This is a genomic window from Streptomyces olivoverticillatus (genome assembly GCF_014203555.1).
In the GTDB taxonomy this organism is placed as follows: domain Bacteria; phylum Actinomycetota; class Actinomycetes; order Streptomycetales; family Streptomycetaceae; genus Streptomyces; species Streptomyces olivoverticillatus.
Genome location: NZ_JACHJH010000006.1, coordinates 80,021 through 97,073, shown reverse-complemented (window position 1 = coordinate 97,073; position 17,053 = coordinate 80,021). Strand labels below are relative to the sequence as shown.

At 72.8% G+C, this 17,053-nt stretch carries 17 protein-coding genes; 10 read left to right on the top strand and 7 right to left on the bottom strand.

Features of this window, described 5'->3' with window-relative positions:
* Window positions 1–20 precede the first annotated feature (20 nt).
* The gene (locus tag FHS39_RS19895; RefSeq protein ID WP_184350726.1) at window positions 21–1,043 is read left to right on the top strand and encodes a phosphotransferase family protein; all 1,023 of its coding nucleotides are present in this window, start codon (window positions 21–23) and stop codon (window positions 1,041–1,043) included.
* A 7-nt stretch (window positions 1,044–1,050) separates the two neighbouring features.
* Entirely contained in the window at window positions 1,051–2,283 is a 1,233-nt protein-coding gene (locus FHS39_RS19890) for an acyl-CoA dehydrogenase family protein (RefSeq protein WP_184350725.1), read from the top strand.
* Window positions 2,284–2,304: 21 nt separating this feature from the next.
* Here the strand turns inward: FHS39_RS19890 and FHS39_RS19885 are convergent, their stop codons facing one another.
* Window positions 2,305–2,907, bottom strand: coding sequence for a TetR/AcrR family transcriptional regulator (locus FHS39_RS19885; RefSeq protein WP_425507796.1), 603 nt, complete (start codon window positions 2,905–2,907; stop codon window positions 2,305–2,307).
* A gap of 125 nt (window positions 2,908–3,032) precedes the next feature.
* Here FHS39_RS19885 and FHS39_RS19880 point away from each other — a divergent pair, with 125 nt between their 5' ends.
* Both FHS39_RS19880 and FHS39_RS19875 read left to right on the top strand, forming a co-directional pair.
* The gene (locus FHS39_RS19880) at window positions 3,033–4,355 is read left to right on the top strand and encodes an alpha/beta fold hydrolase (protein WP_184350723.1); all 1,323 of its coding nucleotides are present in this window, start codon (window positions 3,033–3,035) and stop codon (window positions 4,353–4,355) included.
* A 187-nt stretch (window positions 4,356–4,542) separates the two neighbouring features.
* Complete coding sequence (locus FHS39_RS19875; RefSeq protein WP_184350722.1) at window positions 4,543–5,154, top strand: hypothetical protein; 612 nt, start codon at window positions 4,543–4,545, stop codon at window positions 5,152–5,154.
* A gap of 49 nt (window positions 5,155–5,203) precedes the next feature.
* Here the strand turns inward: FHS39_RS19875 and soxR are convergent, their stop codons facing one another.
* Window positions 5,204–5,665 (bottom strand): redox-sensitive transcriptional activator SoxR, encoded by a 462-nt coding sequence (gene soxR / locus FHS39_RS19870; RefSeq protein ID WP_184350721.1) that lies wholly within the window; start codon window positions 5,663–5,665, stop codon window positions 5,204–5,206.
* 15 nt (window positions 5,666–5,680) lie between these two features.
* A complete protein-coding gene (locus FHS39_RS19865; RefSeq protein ID WP_184350720.1) occupies window positions 5,681–6,316 on the bottom strand; it encodes a TetR/AcrR family transcriptional regulator in 636 nt (211 codons plus the stop codon).
* A gap of 152 nt (window positions 6,317–6,468) precedes the next feature.
* Here FHS39_RS19865 and FHS39_RS19860 point away from each other — a divergent pair, with 152 nt between their 5' ends.
* On the top strand, window positions 6,469–7,029 hold the full coding sequence (locus FHS39_RS19860) for a DUF2165 domain-containing protein (RefSeq protein ID WP_184350719.1): 561 nt from the start codon (window positions 6,469–6,471) through the stop codon (window positions 7,027–7,029).
* A gap of 17 nt (window positions 7,030–7,046) precedes the next feature.
* On the opposite strand, the gene FHS39_RS19855 is transcribed toward FHS39_RS19860, so the two are convergent.
* Both FHS39_RS19855 and FHS39_RS19850 read right to left on the bottom strand, forming a co-directional pair.
* Window positions 7,047–8,132, bottom strand: a complete 1,086-nt coding sequence (locus FHS39_RS19855; RefSeq protein WP_184350718.1) for a zinc-binding dehydrogenase — start codon at window positions 8,130–8,132, stop codon at window positions 7,047–7,049.
* A 53-nt stretch (window positions 8,133–8,185) separates the two neighbouring features.
* Complete coding sequence (locus FHS39_RS19850; protein ID WP_184350717.1) at window positions 8,186–9,604, bottom strand: aldehyde dehydrogenase family protein; 1,419 nt, start codon at window positions 9,602–9,604, stop codon at window positions 8,186–8,188.
* A gap of 204 nt (window positions 9,605–9,808) precedes the next feature.
* Between FHS39_RS19850 and hmgA the strand changes: the two genes are divergently transcribed.
* Complete coding sequence (hmgA, locus tag FHS39_RS19845; protein ID WP_425507805.1) at window positions 9,809–11,137, top strand: homogentisate 1,2-dioxygenase; 1,329 nt, start codon at window positions 9,809–9,811, stop codon at window positions 11,135–11,137.
* A gap of 51 nt (window positions 11,138–11,188) precedes the next feature.
* Entirely contained in the window at window positions 11,189–11,938 is a 750-nt protein-coding gene (locus FHS39_RS19840; RefSeq protein WP_184350715.1) for a UTRA domain-containing protein, read from the top strand.
* Between the two features lie 74 nt (window positions 11,939–12,012).
* Here the strand turns inward: FHS39_RS19840 and FHS39_RS19835 are convergent, their stop codons facing one another.
* Complete coding sequence (locus FHS39_RS19835; RefSeq protein WP_184350714.1) at window positions 12,013–12,294, bottom strand: hypothetical protein; 282 nt, start codon at window positions 12,292–12,294, stop codon at window positions 12,013–12,015.
* A gap of 246 nt (window positions 12,295–12,540) precedes the next feature.
* Between FHS39_RS19835 and FHS39_RS19830 the strand changes: the two genes are divergently transcribed.
* Window positions 12,541–14,178, top strand: a complete 1,638-nt coding sequence (locus tag FHS39_RS19830; RefSeq protein WP_184350713.1) for a serine/threonine-protein kinase — start codon at window positions 12,541–12,543, stop codon at window positions 14,176–14,178.
* Here the strand turns inward: FHS39_RS19830 and FHS39_RS19825 are convergent.
* Window positions 14,167–14,970: an SGNH/GDSL hydrolase family protein gene (locus tag FHS39_RS19825; protein ID WP_184350712.1), complete on the bottom strand. Its 804-nt coding sequence runs from the start codon at window positions 14,968–14,970 to the stop codon at window positions 14,167–14,169. The genes FHS39_RS19830 and FHS39_RS19825 overlap by 12 nt on opposite strands.
* Window positions 14,971–15,282: 312 nt before the next feature.
* On the opposite strand from FHS39_RS19825, the gene FHS39_RS19820 reads away from it, so the two are divergent.
* Both FHS39_RS19820 and FHS39_RS19815 read left to right on the top strand, forming a co-directional pair.
* On the top strand, window positions 15,283–15,738 hold the full coding sequence (locus FHS39_RS19820; RefSeq protein WP_184350711.1) for a hypothetical protein: 456 nt from the start codon (window positions 15,283–15,285) through the stop codon (window positions 15,736–15,738).
* A gap of 1 nt (window position 15,739) precedes the next feature.
* The gene (locus tag FHS39_RS19815; RefSeq protein ID WP_184350710.1) at window positions 15,740–16,834 is read left to right on the top strand and encodes a GNAT family N-acetyltransferase; all 1,095 of its coding nucleotides are present in this window, start codon (window positions 15,740–15,742) and stop codon (window positions 16,832–16,834) included.
* Window positions 16,835–17,053 lie beyond the last annotated feature (219 nt).

Below are 17,053 nucleotides of genomic sequence, written 5' to 3'. Positions count from 1 at the left end.
TCCCCGCAGAGGAGCACTCGATGAGCAAGGGCAACCCCCCGGGCCTCGACCTGGAACGGCTGCGCGCACACCTGGACCGGGAGCGGCCGGGCCTGGTGGCCGGGCCGCTCGGCGCCGAGCTGGTCGAAGGGGGGCGGTCCAACCTCACCTACGCGGTCGGCGACGGCGTCCGGCGCTGGGTGGTGCGCAGGCCGCCGCTGGGCCATGTGCTCGCCACCGCGCACGACATGCGGCGCGAGCACCGGGTGATCAGCGCGCTGCGCACGACGGACGTCCCGGTGCCGGAGACGGTGCTCTTGTGCGAGGACGAGGACGTCATCGGATCGCCCTTCTACGTCATGGAGTTCGCCGAGGGCACGCCCTACCGCACGGCGGAGCAGCTCGCCGCCATCGGCCCGGACCGCACCCGCACGGTCGTCCTGGGCCTGGCCGACACCCTCGTCCGTCTGCACGCCGTGGATCCGCACGAAGTGGGGCTCGCGGACTTCGGGCGGCCCGACGGCTTCCTGGAACGGCAGTTGCGCCGCTGGGGCAAGCAGCTGGAGGCGTCGCGCAACCGCGACCTGCCCGGCATCGACGCGCTGCACCAGGCGCTGGGCCTGGCGCTGCCCCACTCCCCCGCGCCCACCGTCGTGCACGGCGACTACCGGCTCGACAACGTCCTCGTCGGCGCCGACGACACCGTCACGGCCGTGCTGGACTGGGAGATGTCCACGCTCGGCGACCCGCTCACCGACCTCGGCCTGCTGGTGATGTACAGCGAGCAGCAGGACGTGCCCGGCTCGCCGCTGACCACCACGCGCGGCGCCCCGGGGCACCCCGAGCCCGCCGAGATCGTCGAGCGCTACGCCGCGGGCTCGGGCCGGGACGTCACGGCCCTGCCCTGGTACACCGCCTTCGCCTACTTCAAGCTCGCCGTCATCCTCGAAGGCATCCACTACCGCTACACCCTCGGGCAGACCGTCGGCGCGGGCTTCGACCGTATCGGGCAGCTCGTCCCGCTCTTCATCGACAACGGCCTCACCACCCTGCAGGAGGGCTGAGCACGCCATGGACTTCGCCTACGACGCCCGGACGCTGGCCCTGCGGGAGAGCCTGCTGGCCTTCATGGACGAGCACGTGTACCCGGCCGAGGCCGTCGCCGGGGAGCAGCGCGCCAAGGCGGCCTCCCCCTGGGACGTCCCGCCCGTCGTCGAGGAACTCAAGGCCGAGGCGCGGCGGCGCGGCCTGTGGAACCTCTTCTTCACCGACGAGCACGGCGGGGCCGGCGGCCCGCGGGGGGCCGGGCTGACCAACCTGCAGTACGCGCCACTGGCCGAGATCACCGGCCGCAGCCCGCAGTTGGCCCCGCTCGCCCTCAACTGCGCGGCCCCGGACACCGGGAACATGGAGCTGCTGGCACAGTTCGGCACCGAGGAGCAGCGCGAGCGGTGGCTCACGCCGCTGCTGGCGGGCGAGATCCGCTCGGCCTTCGCGATGACCGAGCCGGACGTGGCCTCGTCGGACGCCACGAACATCGAGACCCGGATCGAGCGGGACGGCGGCGACTACGTCATCACCGGGCGCAAGTGGTACATCTCGGGCGCCCTGCACCCCGATTGCCGGGTCTTCATCGTCATGGGCAAGACCGACCCGGACGGCGCCGACGTGCGCCGGCAGCAGTCGATGGTCCTGGTCCCCCGGGACGCGCCGGGGGTGGAGGTCCGCCGCGCCATGCAGGTGTACGGCTACGAGGACCACTACCACGGCGGGCACGCGGAGGTCGTCCTCGACCGGGTGCGGGTGCCGGCGGCCAACCTCGTCGGGGAGGAGGGGGGCGGCTTCGCCATCGCCCAGGCGCGGCTGGGGCCCGGCCGGATCCACCACTGCATGCGGCTGATCGGCATGGCCGAGCGGGCGATCGAGCTGATGTGCCGGCGGGCGGTGGCCCGCGAGGCGTTCGGCAAGCCCCTCGCGCGGCAGGGGGTGGTGCACGAGTGGATCGCCGACTCGCGGGTGGCGGTGGAGCAGCTGCGGCTGCTGGTGCTCAAGACGGCCTGGCTGATGGACACGGTCGGCAACCGGGGTGCGCACACCGAGATCCAGGCGATCAAGATCGCGACGCCGCGGGCGGTGGCGGACATCATCGACAAGGCGGTGCAGCTGCACGGCGCGGGCGGGGTGAGCCAGGACTTCCCGCTGGCGGAGCTGTGGGCCGCGGCACGCACGCTGCGCCTGGCCGACGGCCCGGACGAGGTGCACCAGCGGTCGCTGGCGCGGCGGGAGTTGAAGCGCTACGTGTGAGCCGGCCAGGGCGGACACGCCCTAGGGTCGCAGCGCCCGCAGCAGCAGGTCGGCCAGGTGGTCGGCCACCTGCTGCGGGCCCAGCGGGCCGCCCGGCCGGTACCAGCTGCCCAGGTGGTGGACCGACCCGAAGTGGTAGTCCACCACCAGGTCGGCGGGGGTGGTCGCGTTGAAGACGCCCGACCGCTGCCCCTCCTCCACCAGCGCGCGGAAGCGCTCGTGGTAGCGGCGCCGCTCGGCGCGGACCTGCCGGAGCCGGTCCGGGCCGAGGTGGTGCATCGACCGGAAGAAGATCTTCGTGTCGTCGAGGTTCTCTATGCTCGTGACGACGACGTCCGCAGCGGCCTCCCGCAACCGCTGCTCCACCGGCGCCGCCGCGTCCGCGAAGGCGTCCAGCCGCTCCTGCTGCAGCCGCAGGACCCGCCCGTACACCTCGTGCAGCAAATCGTCCTTCGAGCCGAAGTAGTGATAGAGCGCGCCCTTGGTGACGCCCGCCGCCTCCACGATCTCCTGGACGGAGGTGCGGTCGTAGCCCTGCTCGGCGAAGAGCCGGGTGGCGGCTGCCAGCAGCCGCTGCGGAACCGTCCTGGCAACTACCGCGCTGCGCACGCTGTTCACGTTCACGTCTCCTTCGGCTCGGCTGTCGGCAGAGTAGCCCCCACCGTCGGGTGAACAGAGCGGGCGAAGGCTGGACATGCACCCTTGACGGCAGGACGATGCGCCCACAGCGGAGCAGGTCAGGGGGACGCATGGCGGACATGGGCGTGGCACCGTACTGGGAGACGACGTTCGACGCGCAGGGGGATCCCGACCCCGGCGAGCGGGACGCCCTGCTGGGCGGGGCAGCAGCGGCGGGCCTGACCGATCTGGTGGTCTTCGCACACGGCTGGAACAACAGCCGGTCGACCGCCACCGGGCTCTACCGCTCCTTCTTCGCCCCCTTCCCCGGCCTCCTCGCGGGCGCCCCCGGCCCCGTGTGCCTCGGCTACGGCGGCGTGATCTGGCCGTCGATGCGGTTCACGGACGAGCCGGTGCCCGACTTCCCGCCCTCCCGCCCAGCTCTGACCGCCGCGGGGCCCGAGCTCGGCCCGGACACGCTGCGGGCGCTGGCCGGCGTCTTCCCCGGCAGCGAAGCGCTGCTGGACCGGCTGGCCGAACTCATCGAGCGGCGGCCGCCGGACGACGCGCGCCTGGAGGAGTTCGCCGGCCTCGTGCGCACCCTCGTCGCGCACGGCCGGACCGAGGGGACCTCCACGGCGCCGACCGCCGCCGACATACAAGACATGGACGACGTCGACGCGGCGGATCCCGCCATGCTCGTCCGCCCCGCCCCCGAGGTGTGCGGGCGCTTCGCGGACGCGCTGACGGCCGCGGGCGCGGTGCCCGCCGAGCTCTTCGGCGACGTGTGGCAGCGGCTGTGGAGCGGGGCGCTGGAGCTGCTGCGCCAGGCCTCGTACTGGGAGATGAAGCGGCGGGCGGGCACGGTCGGCCGGGCGGGTCTCGGCCCGCTCCTCGCGGCGCTCGCAGCCTCCGCCCCCGGCCTCCGCGTCCACCTGGTGGGCCACAGCTTCGGCGGGCGGCTCGTCTCCTTCGCCGCCCGGACCCTGACGGAGCGCGGCGGCTGCGTGCACTCCCTCACCATGCTCCAAGGCGCCTTCTCGCACTACGCGTTCACGCCCCGGCTGCCCTTCGCCACCGGCCGCGCGGGGGCCCTGGAGGGGACGCCGGACCGGGTGCAGGGGCCGGTGGTCTGCTGTCACTCGCGCTACGACCAGGCCCTGGGCATGCTCTACCCGCTGGCCTCCCGGGTCGCGGACGACCCCGACTCGCTGGCCTGGCTGGACGACTCCCGGTGGGGCGCCATGGGCCACGACGGCATCCAGGCCGTCGACGGCTGTGCGCAGCTCACCCTCGACTCGGCCCTGGGCGGCGCGCTGCCCGGCGCGGGCTGCGTCAACGTCGACTGCTCCTCCGTGGTGCGGCGCGGCGGCCCGCCCTCGGGCGCCCACAGCGACATCTGTCACCCGGAACTGGCCCGGCTGGTCCTGCTGACAGGCCGGATCCTGCGCTGAACGGCGGTCGGGCTTGCGCCACCTTCGGCGAAGCCCACATCTGTGCGCCCGATGGGGGTAGCAGAGCGGAGTCGGCGGCGTACCGCGCCCGGCGGATCCATCCGGTCTCGATCCGATGGATCCGATTCGCGGCGGGTTACGTCCCTTCCATGTCGATCCGAGTCCGCGCCGCCGGAGGTGGGATGCAGTGGCAGGTTTCAGAGCACTGGCTCGAGAGGTGCGCAATCCACGGAACACGATCGCGCTGCGACGGACCTGCTTGCGCAAATGCCTCGAACGCTTCGCCCCGTACGGGCACCGGGCGACCTGGCACCATCTGTGCTCACGTGCCGGGTTCGCCCCCGACGACCGGGCTCCCGACCCCGCATCGCTCCTCGCGGCGCTGGCCGAGCTCGAGGAGGCCCGTGAGCTCTGGCTGGCGTACGAGGCCGAGTTCGCGGGACGGCGCAGGAGCGAGAAGCACGACGGCATCCGCCAGCCCAGTGCGGTCGACGACTGGCACCGCAACACCTGGGGCGGCTGCGACATCGTGCCCTGCGCCTCGCCGCTGGTGCAGCCGGACGCGCGGCTCGCGGAGGTGCTGCGGCGGGTGATCAAGGCGATGGAGTCCGCGCCGGGCGACACCTGCCCGGTCTGCGCCCAGGAGCGCATCGAGTGGCGCACCGACCTCGAGCGCTTCCCGCTCCAGGGGCCGGTCTGCACGGACTGCGGCATCGTGGTGCCGCCCCCGGTGCTCACCGCGGCCGCGCTCTCCGCGGCCCGGCGCTACGCCCTGGCGGAGCGGTACGCGGCGGTGTGAGGGCGTTCCCCGGGGCGCCCCGGGGAACGTCCGCCCGGCCGGGCGGGCGTCAGGCGTTGCGCTGGCCGTAGAGCATCGAGCCGGTGCCCAGGCCGCCGAAGCGGTCGTCGGGGTTGGACAGCGCGCACTTGTCGAGCGAGAGGCAGCCGCAGCCGATGCAGTCGTCGAGGTGGTCGCGCAGCTTCCCCAGCTGCTGGATGCGCCGGTCGAGCTCGGCCCGCCAGACCTCGGACAGCCGCGCCCAGTCCTCGCGGTTGGGCGTGCGCTCGTCGGGCAGCTCGGCGAGCGCATCGCGAATGGTGGCGAGCGGGATGCCGACGCGCTGGGAGGCCCGTATGAAGGCGACCCGGCGCAGTGCGTCACGGCCGTAGCGGCGCTGGTTGCCGGAGGTGCGGCGGCTGGAAATCAGCCCCTTGGCCTCGTAGAAGTGCAGTGCTGAGACGGCCGCGCCGCTGCGCGCGGAGAGCTGACCGACGGTCAGCTCGTGGACCTGGGTGGAAATCTGCGGCATGGCGTGGACTTTACGTCAGCGGTGATCCCCGGGCCGGTGCCCGGTGCACCCCACCATGCGCAGGACGAGCCCGGCGTAGAGGTCGCCGATCTCGTCGGGGGTGCGCTTGCCGTCGGACGTGAACCAGCGGGCCACGTCGATGCACAGGGAGACCACGGCCAGGCCGGTGCCGCGCACGTCCGGGACGTCGAAGTCACCCGTCCGCACGCCGTCTTCGATGATGTCGCGCACCGCCGCGTCGGTCTCGCGGCGCAGCCCGACGATCTCGGCGTAGTGCTCCTCGCCGAGCGCACCGAGTTCGTACTGCACGACGCGGGCGGTGGTGTGGTGCTCGGCGTGCCAGCGCACGAAGTGGCGGACGGCGTCGGCGAGCCGCTCGGCGGGGCCGCCCGCGCCGTCGCGGGCGCGCTCAAGGATGCCGAGTGCCAGCCGGTGGCCGACGGAGCTGATCCGGTAGAGCAGCTCTTCCTTGGTCTTGTAGTGGATGTAGAGAGCCGCGGGGCTCATGCCGGCGCGGCCGGCGATGTCCCGGGTGGTGGTGGCGTGGTAGCCGCGCTCGGCGAAGGCCTGGACCCCCGCGGTCAGCAGCCGCCGGGCGGCGTCGGGGGTGACCTCTGCCCACTCCCCGTTCCGCTCCGCCTCCGTGCCCATACCGCGCCCCGCTCTCCGGGCCCGCCGGGGCCCCTCGCCGACAGAAGAACGAACACCATACCCCGAAGCTGAGCAAGCGCTTAGATGGCGTACGCGGCCCTTCCCACGGGAATGCATTCACGCAGGTAAGCCACGGCCGACGGGGAGGGCGGATGGCCTGGAACAGCAAGGGGGCGCGCGGTCTGCGGCCGCTGGGCACGCTGCCGGTGGCGGCCGCCGCCCTGACCGCGACGGTAGCGGTCTACATCACCTTGGTCACCTTCGGCAACATCACCGACTTCGGCACCAACCAGCAGTTCGTCCGCCATGTGCTCGCGATGGACACCACGTTCCAGGACGCGGACCTGATGTGGCGCGCGATCACCTCGCACACCGTCCAGGACCTCACCTACGTCGCCATCGTGATCTGGGAGACGCTCTGCGCGTTCGTCCTCGTGGCGGCTTCGGTGCTGTGGGTGCGCGAGCTGCTGGGGGACCGCCGGTCGGGCCGCGCCGATTACGGGCCGGCCCGCCGGGCCTCCACCCTGGGGCTGTTGATGCTCATGCTGCTCTTCGGGCTGGGCTTCATCGCCATCGGCGGCGAGTGGTTCGCGATGTGGCAGTCGGCGAAGTGGAACGGCCTGCAGGCGGCGTTGCGCAATTTCACGCTCGCCGGGACAGTCCTGGTGCTGATCCATCTGCCGTCTCCTCAGTGGGCGCACGACGGAGGGTGAAGGGCGCCGACCCGCGGCTACTCGAAGACCACCAGGGCCCGCCCGCCGCGCCCGGCGAGCATCGCCTCGAACGCGCCGGGGATGCCGTCGAGTCCGATGCGGTCGGTGACCATGGCGGACAGGTCGAAGCGGCCCGCGCGGACGTGCCCGGCGATGACCGGCAGGTCCCGCGCGGGGTCGCTGTTGCCGTAGACGCAGCCGGAGAGCGTGCGGCCGAAGTGGAAGAGCTCCAGCGCGGAGAAGGAGACCTGCTGGTCCTTGCCGCCGATGCCGACGACCGTGGTGCGGCCGCCCCGCCGGGTGGAGGACCAGGCGGTGCGGATGGTGTCGGCCCGGCCCACGCACTCGACGGCGACGTCCGCGCCGTGCCCGCCGGTCAGCTTGCGGACCTCCTTGGCGGTGTCGGGCGAGGCGAGGAGGAAGTCGGTGGCTCCGGCGGCGCGGGCCAGCGCCTCCTTGCCGGGCGAGACGTCGACGGCGATCAGCGGGTGCGCGCCCGCGATCCGCGCGGCCTGCAGGGCGGCCAGTCCCACGCCGCCGACGCCGTACACCACCACCGACTCGCCCGCCCGCACCCGGGCGCTGTGGTGCACGGCCCCGTAGCCGGTGAGCACCGCGCAGCCCAGCAGCGCGCCCTCGGCGAGCGGCACGCCCTCCGGCAGCGGGAGGACGGCGCTCGCCGGCACCACGGTCTCCTCGGCGAAGACGGCGGTGCCCAGGCCCGCGTAGAGCTCGCCGCCGCTGTCGGCGAGGGTGGCGTAGGGGGTGCCGTGGCCGTCGGCGGCGCGGGCGCACAGCCACGGCTCGCCCAGGGCGCAGAAGTGGCACCCGCCGCAGGAGGGGGCCCAGTTGAGGACCACCCGGTCGCCGGGCGCCACCGCGGTGACGCCCTCGCCGACGGCGGTGACGGTGCCCGCGCCCTCGTGCCCCAGCACGGCCGGCACGGGCTGGCGCAGCGTGCCGTTGGAGAGGGAGAGGTCGGAGTGGCACACCCCGGCGGCGGCGAGCTTGACCCGCACCCGGCCGGGGCCGGGCGGGGGCAGCTCTATCGCGGCGATCCTCAGCGGGGCGCCAACGGCGGGCAGTACGGCGGCGCGGACCATGCCGGCCCCTTCCTAGGCGGTTCCGATTGCGAAAACGGACGCGGTCGCGCCGGTCAGAACTGCAGCGACTTGGTCTGGAGGTACTCCGCCAGACCGTGCTCGCCCAGCTCCCGGCCGACGCCGGACTGCTTGTACCCGCCGAAGGGCGCCCGCAGGTTGTACCGGCCGCCGTTGATGTCGATCTGCCCGGTGTCCATGCGGCGGGCGAAGGCCACCGCCGTGCTCTCGTCCGCGGCCCACACGGCGCCGCCGAGGCCGTAGACGGTGCCGTTGGCGATGCGCAGGGCCTCCTCCTCGTCGCGGTACTTCATGATCGAGACGACGGGCCCGAAGATCTCCTCCTGGGCGATGGTCATCTCCGGGGTGACGTCGGCGAAGACCGTCGGGCGCACCCAGTGGCCCTTATCCCGGCCCTCGGGCGCCTCGGGGCCGCCCGTGACCAGGCGCGCGCCCTCCTCGACGCCCTTCTCGATGTAGCCGCGGACGCGGTCGCGCTGGCGGCCGCTGACCACCGGGCCGAGGCGGGTGGCGGGATCGCCCGGGTCGCCGGGCACATACGGGGCGACGGCCTCCGCGGCCAGCGCGACGGCCTCCTCGTAGTGGTCGGCGTGGACGAGCAGCCGGGTCAGGGCGTTGCAGGACTGCCCGGAGTTGCGGCAGACGTCGGCGACGGTGGCGCCGACGGCCTTGGGCAGGTCCGCGCCGGGCAGCACGACGCAGGCGGACTTGCCGCCGAGCTCGAGGGCGACGCGCTTGACCGCACCTCCGGCGATCGCGCCGATCCGCCTGCCGACGGCGGTCGAGCCCGTGAAGGAGACCAGATCCACGTCCTCGTGCTCGGCGAGCGCCTGCCCGGCGACCGGGCCGAGGCCGGTGACGAGGTTGAAGACGCCCGCGGGCAGACCCGCGACGGCCACGCACTCGGCGAAGAGCCGAGCGGTCAGCGGCGTGTCTTCGGCGGGCTTGAGGACGACCGTGCAGCCCGCGGCCAGCGCCGGAGCGACCTTGGCCACGATCTGGTGGAGCGGGTAGTTCCACGGCGTGATCGCGCCGACCACGCCGACGGGCTCGTGGAAGACGGTCGAATTGCCGATCCGCTCCTCGAAGGCGAAGCTCGCGGCCAGTTCGGCGTACGAGCCGGTGACGGCGACCGGCAGCCCGGCGTGCACGGCGCGGGCGAAGCCGACGGTCGACCCCAGCTCGGCGACGACGGTCCGGGCGATCTCCTCGCCGCGCTCGGCGAGCGCGTCCCGCAGGGCGGTCAGGTACTCGGCGCGGCGGGCGGGCGGGGTGGCGGCCCAGGCGGGCAGGGCCGCGCGGGCGGCCCGCACCGCGGCGTCCACGTCGTCGGCCGTGCCCGCGGGGACGGTGCCGAGGACGCTCTCGTCGGCCGGGTTCAGCACCTCGATGGTGTCGGTGCCGGAGGCAGGGCGCCAGGCGCCGTCGATGAACATCCCGTCGTGCGCGATCACAGGTCGTCTCCTTGCATGTCGGTCGCCCCGTTTCGTTCCCGACCGACCCTACCCACGGGTAGTGCCAACTGACAGACCCACATGCCGGTTCCGGCCGTCCGGCCGCGTCCGCGCTCGCCGGGAATCGGTCATTGACGTGCCCGGCCGGGAATCCTACGGTCATCCATAGGATTTCTTCGGCGGTGGGAGCACGTGATGAGCGGTATGGGCAGCGAGCAGGCGCGGAGGACGGCCGAGGGGCTCGCCTATCTGTCGGGGTTCGGCAACGAGCACAGCAGCGAGGCACACCCGGGCGCCCTCCCGCACGGCCGCAACTCCCCCCAGCGGGCACCGCTGGGGCTGTACGCGGAGCAGCTGAGCGGCACCGCCTTCACCGAGCCGCGGCGCAACAACCGCAGGTCCTGGCTCTACCGGATCCGTCCCTCCGCCGCCCACCCGCCGTTCACCCGCATCGACGGCGGCGCCCTGCGCGGGGCGCCCTTCACCGAGACCGTGCCCGACCCCAACCGGCTGCGCTGGGACCCGCTGCCCCAGCCCCCCGAGGGCACCGACTTCCTGGCCGGGCTGTGGACCCTGGGGGGCAACGGCGACGCCACCCAGCGCACCGGCATGGCTGTGCACCTGTACGCCGCCAACGCCTCCATGAGCCGGGTGTTCAGCGACGCCGACGGCGAGCTGCTGATCGTGCCCGAGAGCGGCGGGCTGCTGCTGCGCACGGAGTTCGGCCTGCTGCGGGCCGAGCCGGGCCAGGTGGTGCTGATCCCGCGCGGCGTGCGCTTCCGGGTGGAGCTGCTGGACGCCACCGCCCGCGGCTACGTCTGCGAGAACTACGGGCAGCACTTCGTCCTCCCCGACCTCGGCCCGATCGGCGCCAACGGGCTGGCGAACCCGCGCGACTTCCTCGCGCCGACCGCCGCCTACGAGGAGACCGAGGGCCCGGTCGAGGTGGTCAACAAGTTCTGCGGCAACCTCTGGTCGGCGACGTACGACCACTCGCCGCTGGACGTCGTGGCCTGGCACGGAAACCTGGTGCCGTACGTCTACGACCTGCGCACCTTCAATGTGCTGGGCTCGATCAGCTACGACCACCCGGACCCGTCGATCTTCACGGTCCTCACCTCGCCGTCGGACACCCCGGGCCTGGCCGGGGTCGACTTCGTGGTCTTCGCCCCGCGCTGGCTGGTCGGCGAGGACACCTTCCGGCCGCCGTACTTCCACCGCAACGTGATGAGCGAATACATGGGCCTGATCGAGGGGGCCTACGACGCCAAGACGGGCGGAAAGGGCGGGTTCGTACCGGGTGGCGGCTCGCTGCACAACATGATGTCGGCGCACGGCCCGGACCGGGAGACCTTCGACAAGGCGAGCGCCGCCGAGCTGACGCCGCGCAAGGTGGACGACGGCCTGGCCTTCATGTTCGAGACGCGCTGGCCGGTGACCCTGACCGCGCAGGCGGCGGGCGCCGACCACCTGCAGCAGGGGTACGACGGGGTGTGGCAGGGTCTGGAGCGCCATTGGGTGTCCCGGGGGTGAGCCCCGCGGGACCCGCCGCCGCCACGCCCGCCCCGTAGAGCCGGAGTTCCCGTGACCGCCTTCGCCCCCGACTCCCTCGCGCTCAACCGCAAGCTCCCGCTGTGGTATCAGGTGTCGCAGTCGCTGCGCGCCTCCATACTCGGCCGGCGCCCGGAGGACCCACTGCGGCTGCCCACCGAGGACGCGCTGGCCGAGCACTACGGCGTGAGCGTGCTGACGATGCGCCAGGCGCTCAAGGAGCTGGAGGCGGAGGGGCTCATCAGCCGGCACCGGCGGCGGGGCACCTTCATCGAGCCGGGCGCCCGGCGGGGCTCACCCGTGCGGCTGCTCGGCTCGGTGGACACGATCGTCGCCCAGCAGTCCGGGGAGCGCACCACGGTGCTGGGACACGGCCCGGTGGCGGTCCCGGCCGGATACGCCGAGCACTTCCCGGACCTGACGGAGGCGGTGGCCTTCCGGCGGCTGCGCTGTGACGAGAAGTCCGGCGAACCGGTCAACTGGGCGGAGAACCTGCTCCGCCCCGAGCTGGCCGGCCGCATCGACCTGGCGGACCTGGCCCGCTGGCCGATGACGAAGGTGCTGCGCGATGCGCTGGGGGTCCGCATCAGCCGGATCACGGACACGGTCGAGGCCCGGCTCGCCGACCCCGAGACGGCACGGCTGCTCCAGGTGCCGCTGCTCAGCCCGATCCTGCACTACACGGGCGTCACCTACGACGACACCGGCCGGGCTGTCGACGTGGCCTGCATCCGCTACCGGGGCGACCGCTTCTCCTTCACCGTCACCCTCGACGCCCGCTAGGGCACGCTTTGAGCGCCGGACCGACGGTACGGGCGGGCCGCCGGGGCTCGGGCCGGGGGAGACGGGGAGGAGGGTCAGGCGTGGCCGTTCTGGCTGCCGCGGCTGCCGAAGAGCGAGCGCCGCAGCCGGCGCAGCGGGGCGAACAGGGAGACCCGGGCGGTGCGGCTCTGGCCGGCCCGCGTGTGGTCACGCGCCGTCAGCTCGCGCATCAGCACGGTCGCACCCTCGACCTCGCGCTGCGGCAGGGCGGGCCCGCCGAGCACCGCGAGGTGCCGGTCGAGGCGCGCACTCGACGCACCGCTTCCGTAACTGATCGCAGGCACACGTGGCCTGCTGCGCATAGCTATCTGATCCATGAGACTCCCCACCCGTACGAGGCACCCGGCCCAGGCAGGGTAACCCTATCGCCCCATCGCGTCACCCGCGCATTCGCGGTGCCGATTCACCAGCCCGTCAAGGGCGTTGACGAGCCTGGCGTGAACCTGTCGTAACCCAGCGCGAGTTGACCAGGACAATACGGCATCAAGGTAGGGGCAATCACGCTCCGTTGCGGTACATTCACCCCGAATTGCTCTGGCATTGCTCTGGCGGGGGTGGGCGGCATGAGCGGGAGTTCCGACGCCGGGCGCGTGCTGGCGGGGCGGTACCGGCTGCTGGGCGAGCTGGGGCGCGGCGGTATGGGCGTGGTATGGCGGGCCCGGGACGAGGTGCTGGCCCGCGATGTGGCCGTCAAGGAGGTGCGCGCGCCCGCCGGCCTGCAGGAACACGAGGTCCGGCAGTTGTACGCACGGCTGGAGCGGGAAGGGCGCGCGGCCGCGCGTGTCGCGCACCGCAACGTCGTCACCGTGCACGACGTGGCCACCGAGGACGGCCGCCCGTGGATCGTCATGGAGCTGGTGCCGGGTCTGTCACTTGCGCAGACGCTGGAGGCGGAGGGTCCGATGGACCCGGCGCGCGCGGCGCACATCGGTGTGGAGGTGCTGGCCGCACTCCGGAGCGCGCACGCCGTGGGCGTACTGCACCGGGACGTGAAACCGGGAAATGTGCTCCTCGGCAACGACGGGCGTGTCGTCCTCACCGATTTCGGCATCGCGGCGATCGAGGGCAGCTCGGCGCTGACCGCGACCGGGCAGCTGGTGGGCTCGCCCGAGTACCTGGCCCCGGAGCGCGCCCTGGGCCGCGCCCCCGGCCCCGAGTCGGACCTGTGGTCGCTCGGGGTGATGCTGTACATGGCGGTGGAAGGGTACTCCCCCTTCCGGCAGGACACCCCGCTGAGCACGATGCGGGCCGTGGTGGACGACGCGCTGCCGCCGCCCCGGCGGGCCGGATCGCTCGCCCCCGTGCTGGAGGGGCTGCTGCGCAAGGACCCCGCGGAGCGAATGGGCGCGGCGGAGGCGGAGCGCCTACTACGGACGGTGGCGGCCGGGCGCGCGCCGCGCCCGGCTGCGGGCCCGGCGGGGGCGCACGCGCCGACGGTGGCGGTGGCGCGGAGCGACGGCCCCGCACCGTCCACACCGCCGGCCGCCCCGGACTCCCCCGGTGCCGGCTCCCCCGAGCCCGGCCGGCGGCGGTCCCGGCGGCTCTGGGCCGGGGTGGCGGCCGCGGTGGTCGCCGCCGCGATCGCCGCGGGCGTTCTGGTGTGGACGCTGGACGGTGGCTCGGGCGGCGGTGCGTCCACGGGCGGGGCCACCGGTGACGGCGGCAAGAACGCGGTGGCCCCCAGCAGTGCCGGGGGCTCCACGTCCTCTTCCGCCCCTCCTTCCTCTTCTTACTCCTCCGCCTCTCCTTCTTTCTCCGTGACGATCGAGCTGACCGCCCTGCGCAACCGCTATGCGGGGGCCTGTCCGCCGCCGGAGGATTCGGCTCCGGCCTTTACCGCTTCCCTCGCCGTGGACCGCACCCCGGCGGACGTCGTCTACCGCTGGATCACCGGCAGCGGCGCCGTCACCGATGGCGGCTGGCAGACCGTCCACTTCACCGGCTCCTCCCGTACCGCGCTCCTGCGGCACACGGAGGTGAACCACCGCGCGGGCACGCCCGACGACGACTGGATCGCCCTGGAGGTCAAGGCACCCCGGCAGCAGACGTCCCGGCACGTCCCCTTCACCGTGACCTGCCGTACGTCCCCTACGGGCAGGACCTCTCCTTCGTCTGCTTCGTCTTCCGGTTCCCCTGGTTCCGCGAGCCCGTCGGTGCCGACTCCGACGGCCCCTTCCACATACGGGGGCTCAGACCGCTGAGGAGAAGACCGGCAGATAGCCGCCGGACTGCCCGGCCGCGGTGGGGTGGTAGGACTCGTCGACGGGCAGCGTCACGCTGTTCAGCCACGGACTGCCGGAGCACAGCTCGTGGCCGGAGAAGGTGGCCGTGACGTCCCCGTAGGAGAAGCCGTGGTCGGCGGCGCGCTTGGCGATCACCGAGTCGATGTGGTCGGCCGCGGCATTGATGGCCGACCGCTTGGTGTCGCTCAGCCCGATGCAGCTGCCGCCGAGCTTGTAGAAGCGCGGATAGCCGAGGACGACGACGTGGGCCGAGGGCGCCTTGGCGCTGATGGCCGAGTAGACGCTGTCGAGCTTCGCGGGCAGTGCGTCGCTGATGAAGGCGCGGGCCTTGGCGATCCTGTCCAGGCAGGAGCTGTCCGAGCCGAAGACGCAGGTGCTCATGGTGTCGGCGAACCCCGCGTCGTTGCCGCCGATGGAGATGGAGACGAGCCCGGTGGAGGCGTTCAGCGGGGTCAGCTGCCCGCTGAGCACATCACCCGTACGCGCGCCCGAACACGCGGTGAAGGCGAAGCTCGAGGGTGAGTGCGCGGCCGCCCACAGCTTGGGGTAGGCCCGGTTGCTGCGCTTGCAGCTTCCGCTTGCGGAGTCGTAACTGCCGGCACCGACGCCGGACGAGTAGGAGTCACCGAGCGCCACATAACCGGGAGTTGACAGGTGGGGAGTGGCTTGCGCGGTACCGGCTCCCCCGAGGGCGAGAGCCGCGGTGACGAGGAGTGCGGACAGAGAAGCCGCACATCTGGACAGTTTCATGGAACCTCCTTTAGCAGGGTTTTCCGCCATCTCCGTGGTAGCAGCGACCCTGTCGCGTCGGAAGTGTCCATGTCAAAACTGGAAAGCGGTCCGTCATATGGATTGCGGTTGCATGGCGCGAGGATGACGTCTCGTCAGAGCGGGCGGCGGACCCTCGTCCGGTTCCCGACTGTTCATCTGACGGACAAGCTCCGGTTGTGGTGATCAGTGCCAACCGGAGGCTTTTCGCATGGCCTTCACATCTTGACGTGCCTCCGCCGATTGCGCGACATTGAAGCCCGGCATCCGGCGCTTCGGGGGGCAAAGTCGCCAATGCAGAACTTCACGGATCTCACCGGTCTCGACGGTCCGACAGAACCAGACGACATGGGCGAAGCGGCAGGTCACCGCGGGAGGAGGCCGCCCGCCGCGGACTCCCTTCCGGTGGTCGCGGGGGCCGCGGCGGCCATCGCGGGGGTGGGGGGCGCGCTGGCGCTCGCCGACATCGGCTCGCCGCTGCGTGCGCCGTTCACGCTCTTCTTCCTGATCGTGGCGCCCGCGTGCGCCGTGGGCGCCGCGCTGCGCAGCCTCGATCCGCTCAGCCGGGCGGTGATCGCCACCGGTGGGGCCATCGCCGTCGACCTGCTGATCGCACAGACCATGCTCGCGCTGCACGCCTGGACGGTGCGGGGCGGTGTGGCCGCGGTGGCGGCGCTCAGCCTGCTGCTGTTCCTGCTGGCACACGTGCGGCACCACCGCGGCCGCGCGGCGAGAAGTCGGGCTTCGTGACGTGGACATCAGCGTGTGCCGGCCGGGTGAGCTCACGGCCGTCGACCGGGCGGCGTGGTCGGCCCTGCAGGCACGGGCGGTCGAAGACGGTTCGCCGCAGCTCGCGAATCCTTTCCTCGCACCCGAGTTCGCACTCGCCGTCGGCCGCTGCCGCCGCGGGGCGCGCATCGCGGTCGTGCGCGAGGAGGGCGAGCCCGTGGCCTTCTTCCCCTTCCAGCGCACTTCGCTCGGGGTGGGCCGGGCGATAGGCCTGGGCGTCTCGGACGCGCAGGGCCTCGTCCACCGACCGGGCTTCCAGTGGGACACGCGCGAGCTGCTGCAGGCCTGCGGGCTGTCCCTGTGGGAGTTCGACCATCTGATCGAGGGGCAGAAGCCGTTCGAGGTGGCGGCCTCCGGGTCGTACGCCTCGCCCGTCATCGACGTCGACCAGGGGTACGAGCGGTATCTGGCGGCGCTGCGCAAGCAGTCGCCGAAGTTCACCCGCACCACGCTGGCCAAGGAGCGCAGGCTCGGCCGGGACGTCGGCGAGGTGCGCTACGTGCACGACGAGCGAGACCCGGCCGTGCTGCGCACCCTGACGGGCTGGAAGTCGGCGCAGTACCGAAGAACGGGGCGCGCAGACCGCTTCGCGCGCCCCTGGATAGCGCATCTCGTCGAGCAGCTGTTCCACACCCGCACGGAGACCTTCAGCGGGCTGCTGTCGGTGCTCTACGCGGCGGGGCGGCCGGTCGCCGCGCACTTCGGGCTGCGTTCCCCCGCGGTGCTGGCTTGCTGGTTCCCGGCCTACGACACGGAATTCGCCAAGTACTCGCCGGGGCTCGTACTCCACTTGCGGATGGCCGAGGAAGCGGCCGCCGAGGGGCTGGCCTACCTGGACCTGGGGCGGGGCGGGAAGGCGTACAAGGACTCGCTCAAGACCCGTGAACTCAGCGTCTCCGAGGGGTGGGTGACCCGCCGCCACCCGGTGGCCCTGGGCTACCGGGCGCGCCGGGCGCCGGTGCGCGCGCTGCGCAACACCGTGCTGTCCCGCCCCGAACTGTTCGAGCCGGCGGACCGGCTGCTGAGGCGGATGGGGCGGATCCGGGAAGGCGGCTGAGGGTCCGGCCGGAACCGTCGGGGCCGCGCGGCCCGTCAATACCCGCGGCGCCGCTGGCAGTTGCATCGGCGCAAAAAACACCAAAGGAGGAGTCTCCGCCCCACCTCTTGCCATACAGTCTCAAGCTTCAATACCGTCGTACATCTACCCGCATCGGCCCATCATGTCCAAGCGGCTCCGGGGAGGGCTTCGAAAAGCGTCGCGATGGTGTCCGACGCG

Excerpts from the sequence above, each read along its gene's own strand:
- FHS39_RS19835 (WP_184350714.1), bottom strand. The coding sequence starts at position 12,294 with ATGGATCAGATAGCTATGCGCAGCAGGCCACGTGTGCCTGCGATCAGT.
- hmgA (WP_425507805.1), top strand. The coding sequence starts at position 9,809 with ATGGGCAGCGAGCAGGCGCGGAGGACGGCCGAGGGGCTCGCCTATCTG.
- FHS39_RS19895 (WP_184350726.1), top strand. The coding sequence starts at position 21 with ATGAGCAAGGGCAACCCCCCGGGCCTCGACCTGGAACGGCTGCGCGCA.
- soxR (WP_184350721.1), bottom strand. The coding sequence starts at position 5,665 with ATGCCGCAGATTTCCACCCAGGTCCACGAGCTGACCGTCGGTCAGCTC.
- FHS39_RS19880 (WP_184350723.1), top strand. The coding sequence starts at position 3,033 with ATGGCGGACATGGGCGTGGCACCGTACTGGGAGACGACGTTCGACGCG.
- FHS39_RS19860 (WP_184350719.1), top strand. The coding sequence starts at position 6,469 with ATGGCCTGGAACAGCAAGGGGGCGCGCGGTCTGCGGCCGCTGGGCACG.
- FHS39_RS19855 (WP_184350718.1), bottom strand. The coding sequence starts at position 8,132 with ATGGTCCGCGCCGCCGTACTGCCCGCCGTTGGCGCCCCGCTGAGGATC.
- FHS39_RS19890 (WP_184350725.1), top strand. The coding sequence starts at position 1,051 with ATGGACTTCGCCTACGACGCCCGGACGCTGGCCCTGCGGGAGAGCCTG.
- FHS39_RS19865 (WP_184350720.1), bottom strand. The coding sequence starts at position 6,316 with ATGGGCACGGAGGCGGAGCGGAACGGGGAGTGGGCAGAGGTCACCCCC.
- FHS39_RS19825 (WP_184350712.1), bottom strand. The coding sequence starts at position 14,970 with ATGAAACTGTCCAGATGTGCGGCTTCTCTGTCCGCACTCCTCGTCACC.
- FHS39_RS19830 (WP_184350713.1), top strand. The coding sequence starts at position 12,541 with ATGAGCGGGAGTTCCGACGCCGGGCGCGTGCTGGCGGGGCGGTACCGG.
- FHS39_RS19820 (WP_184350711.1), top strand. The coding sequence starts at position 15,283 with ATGCAGAACTTCACGGATCTCACCGGTCTCGACGGTCCGACAGAACCA.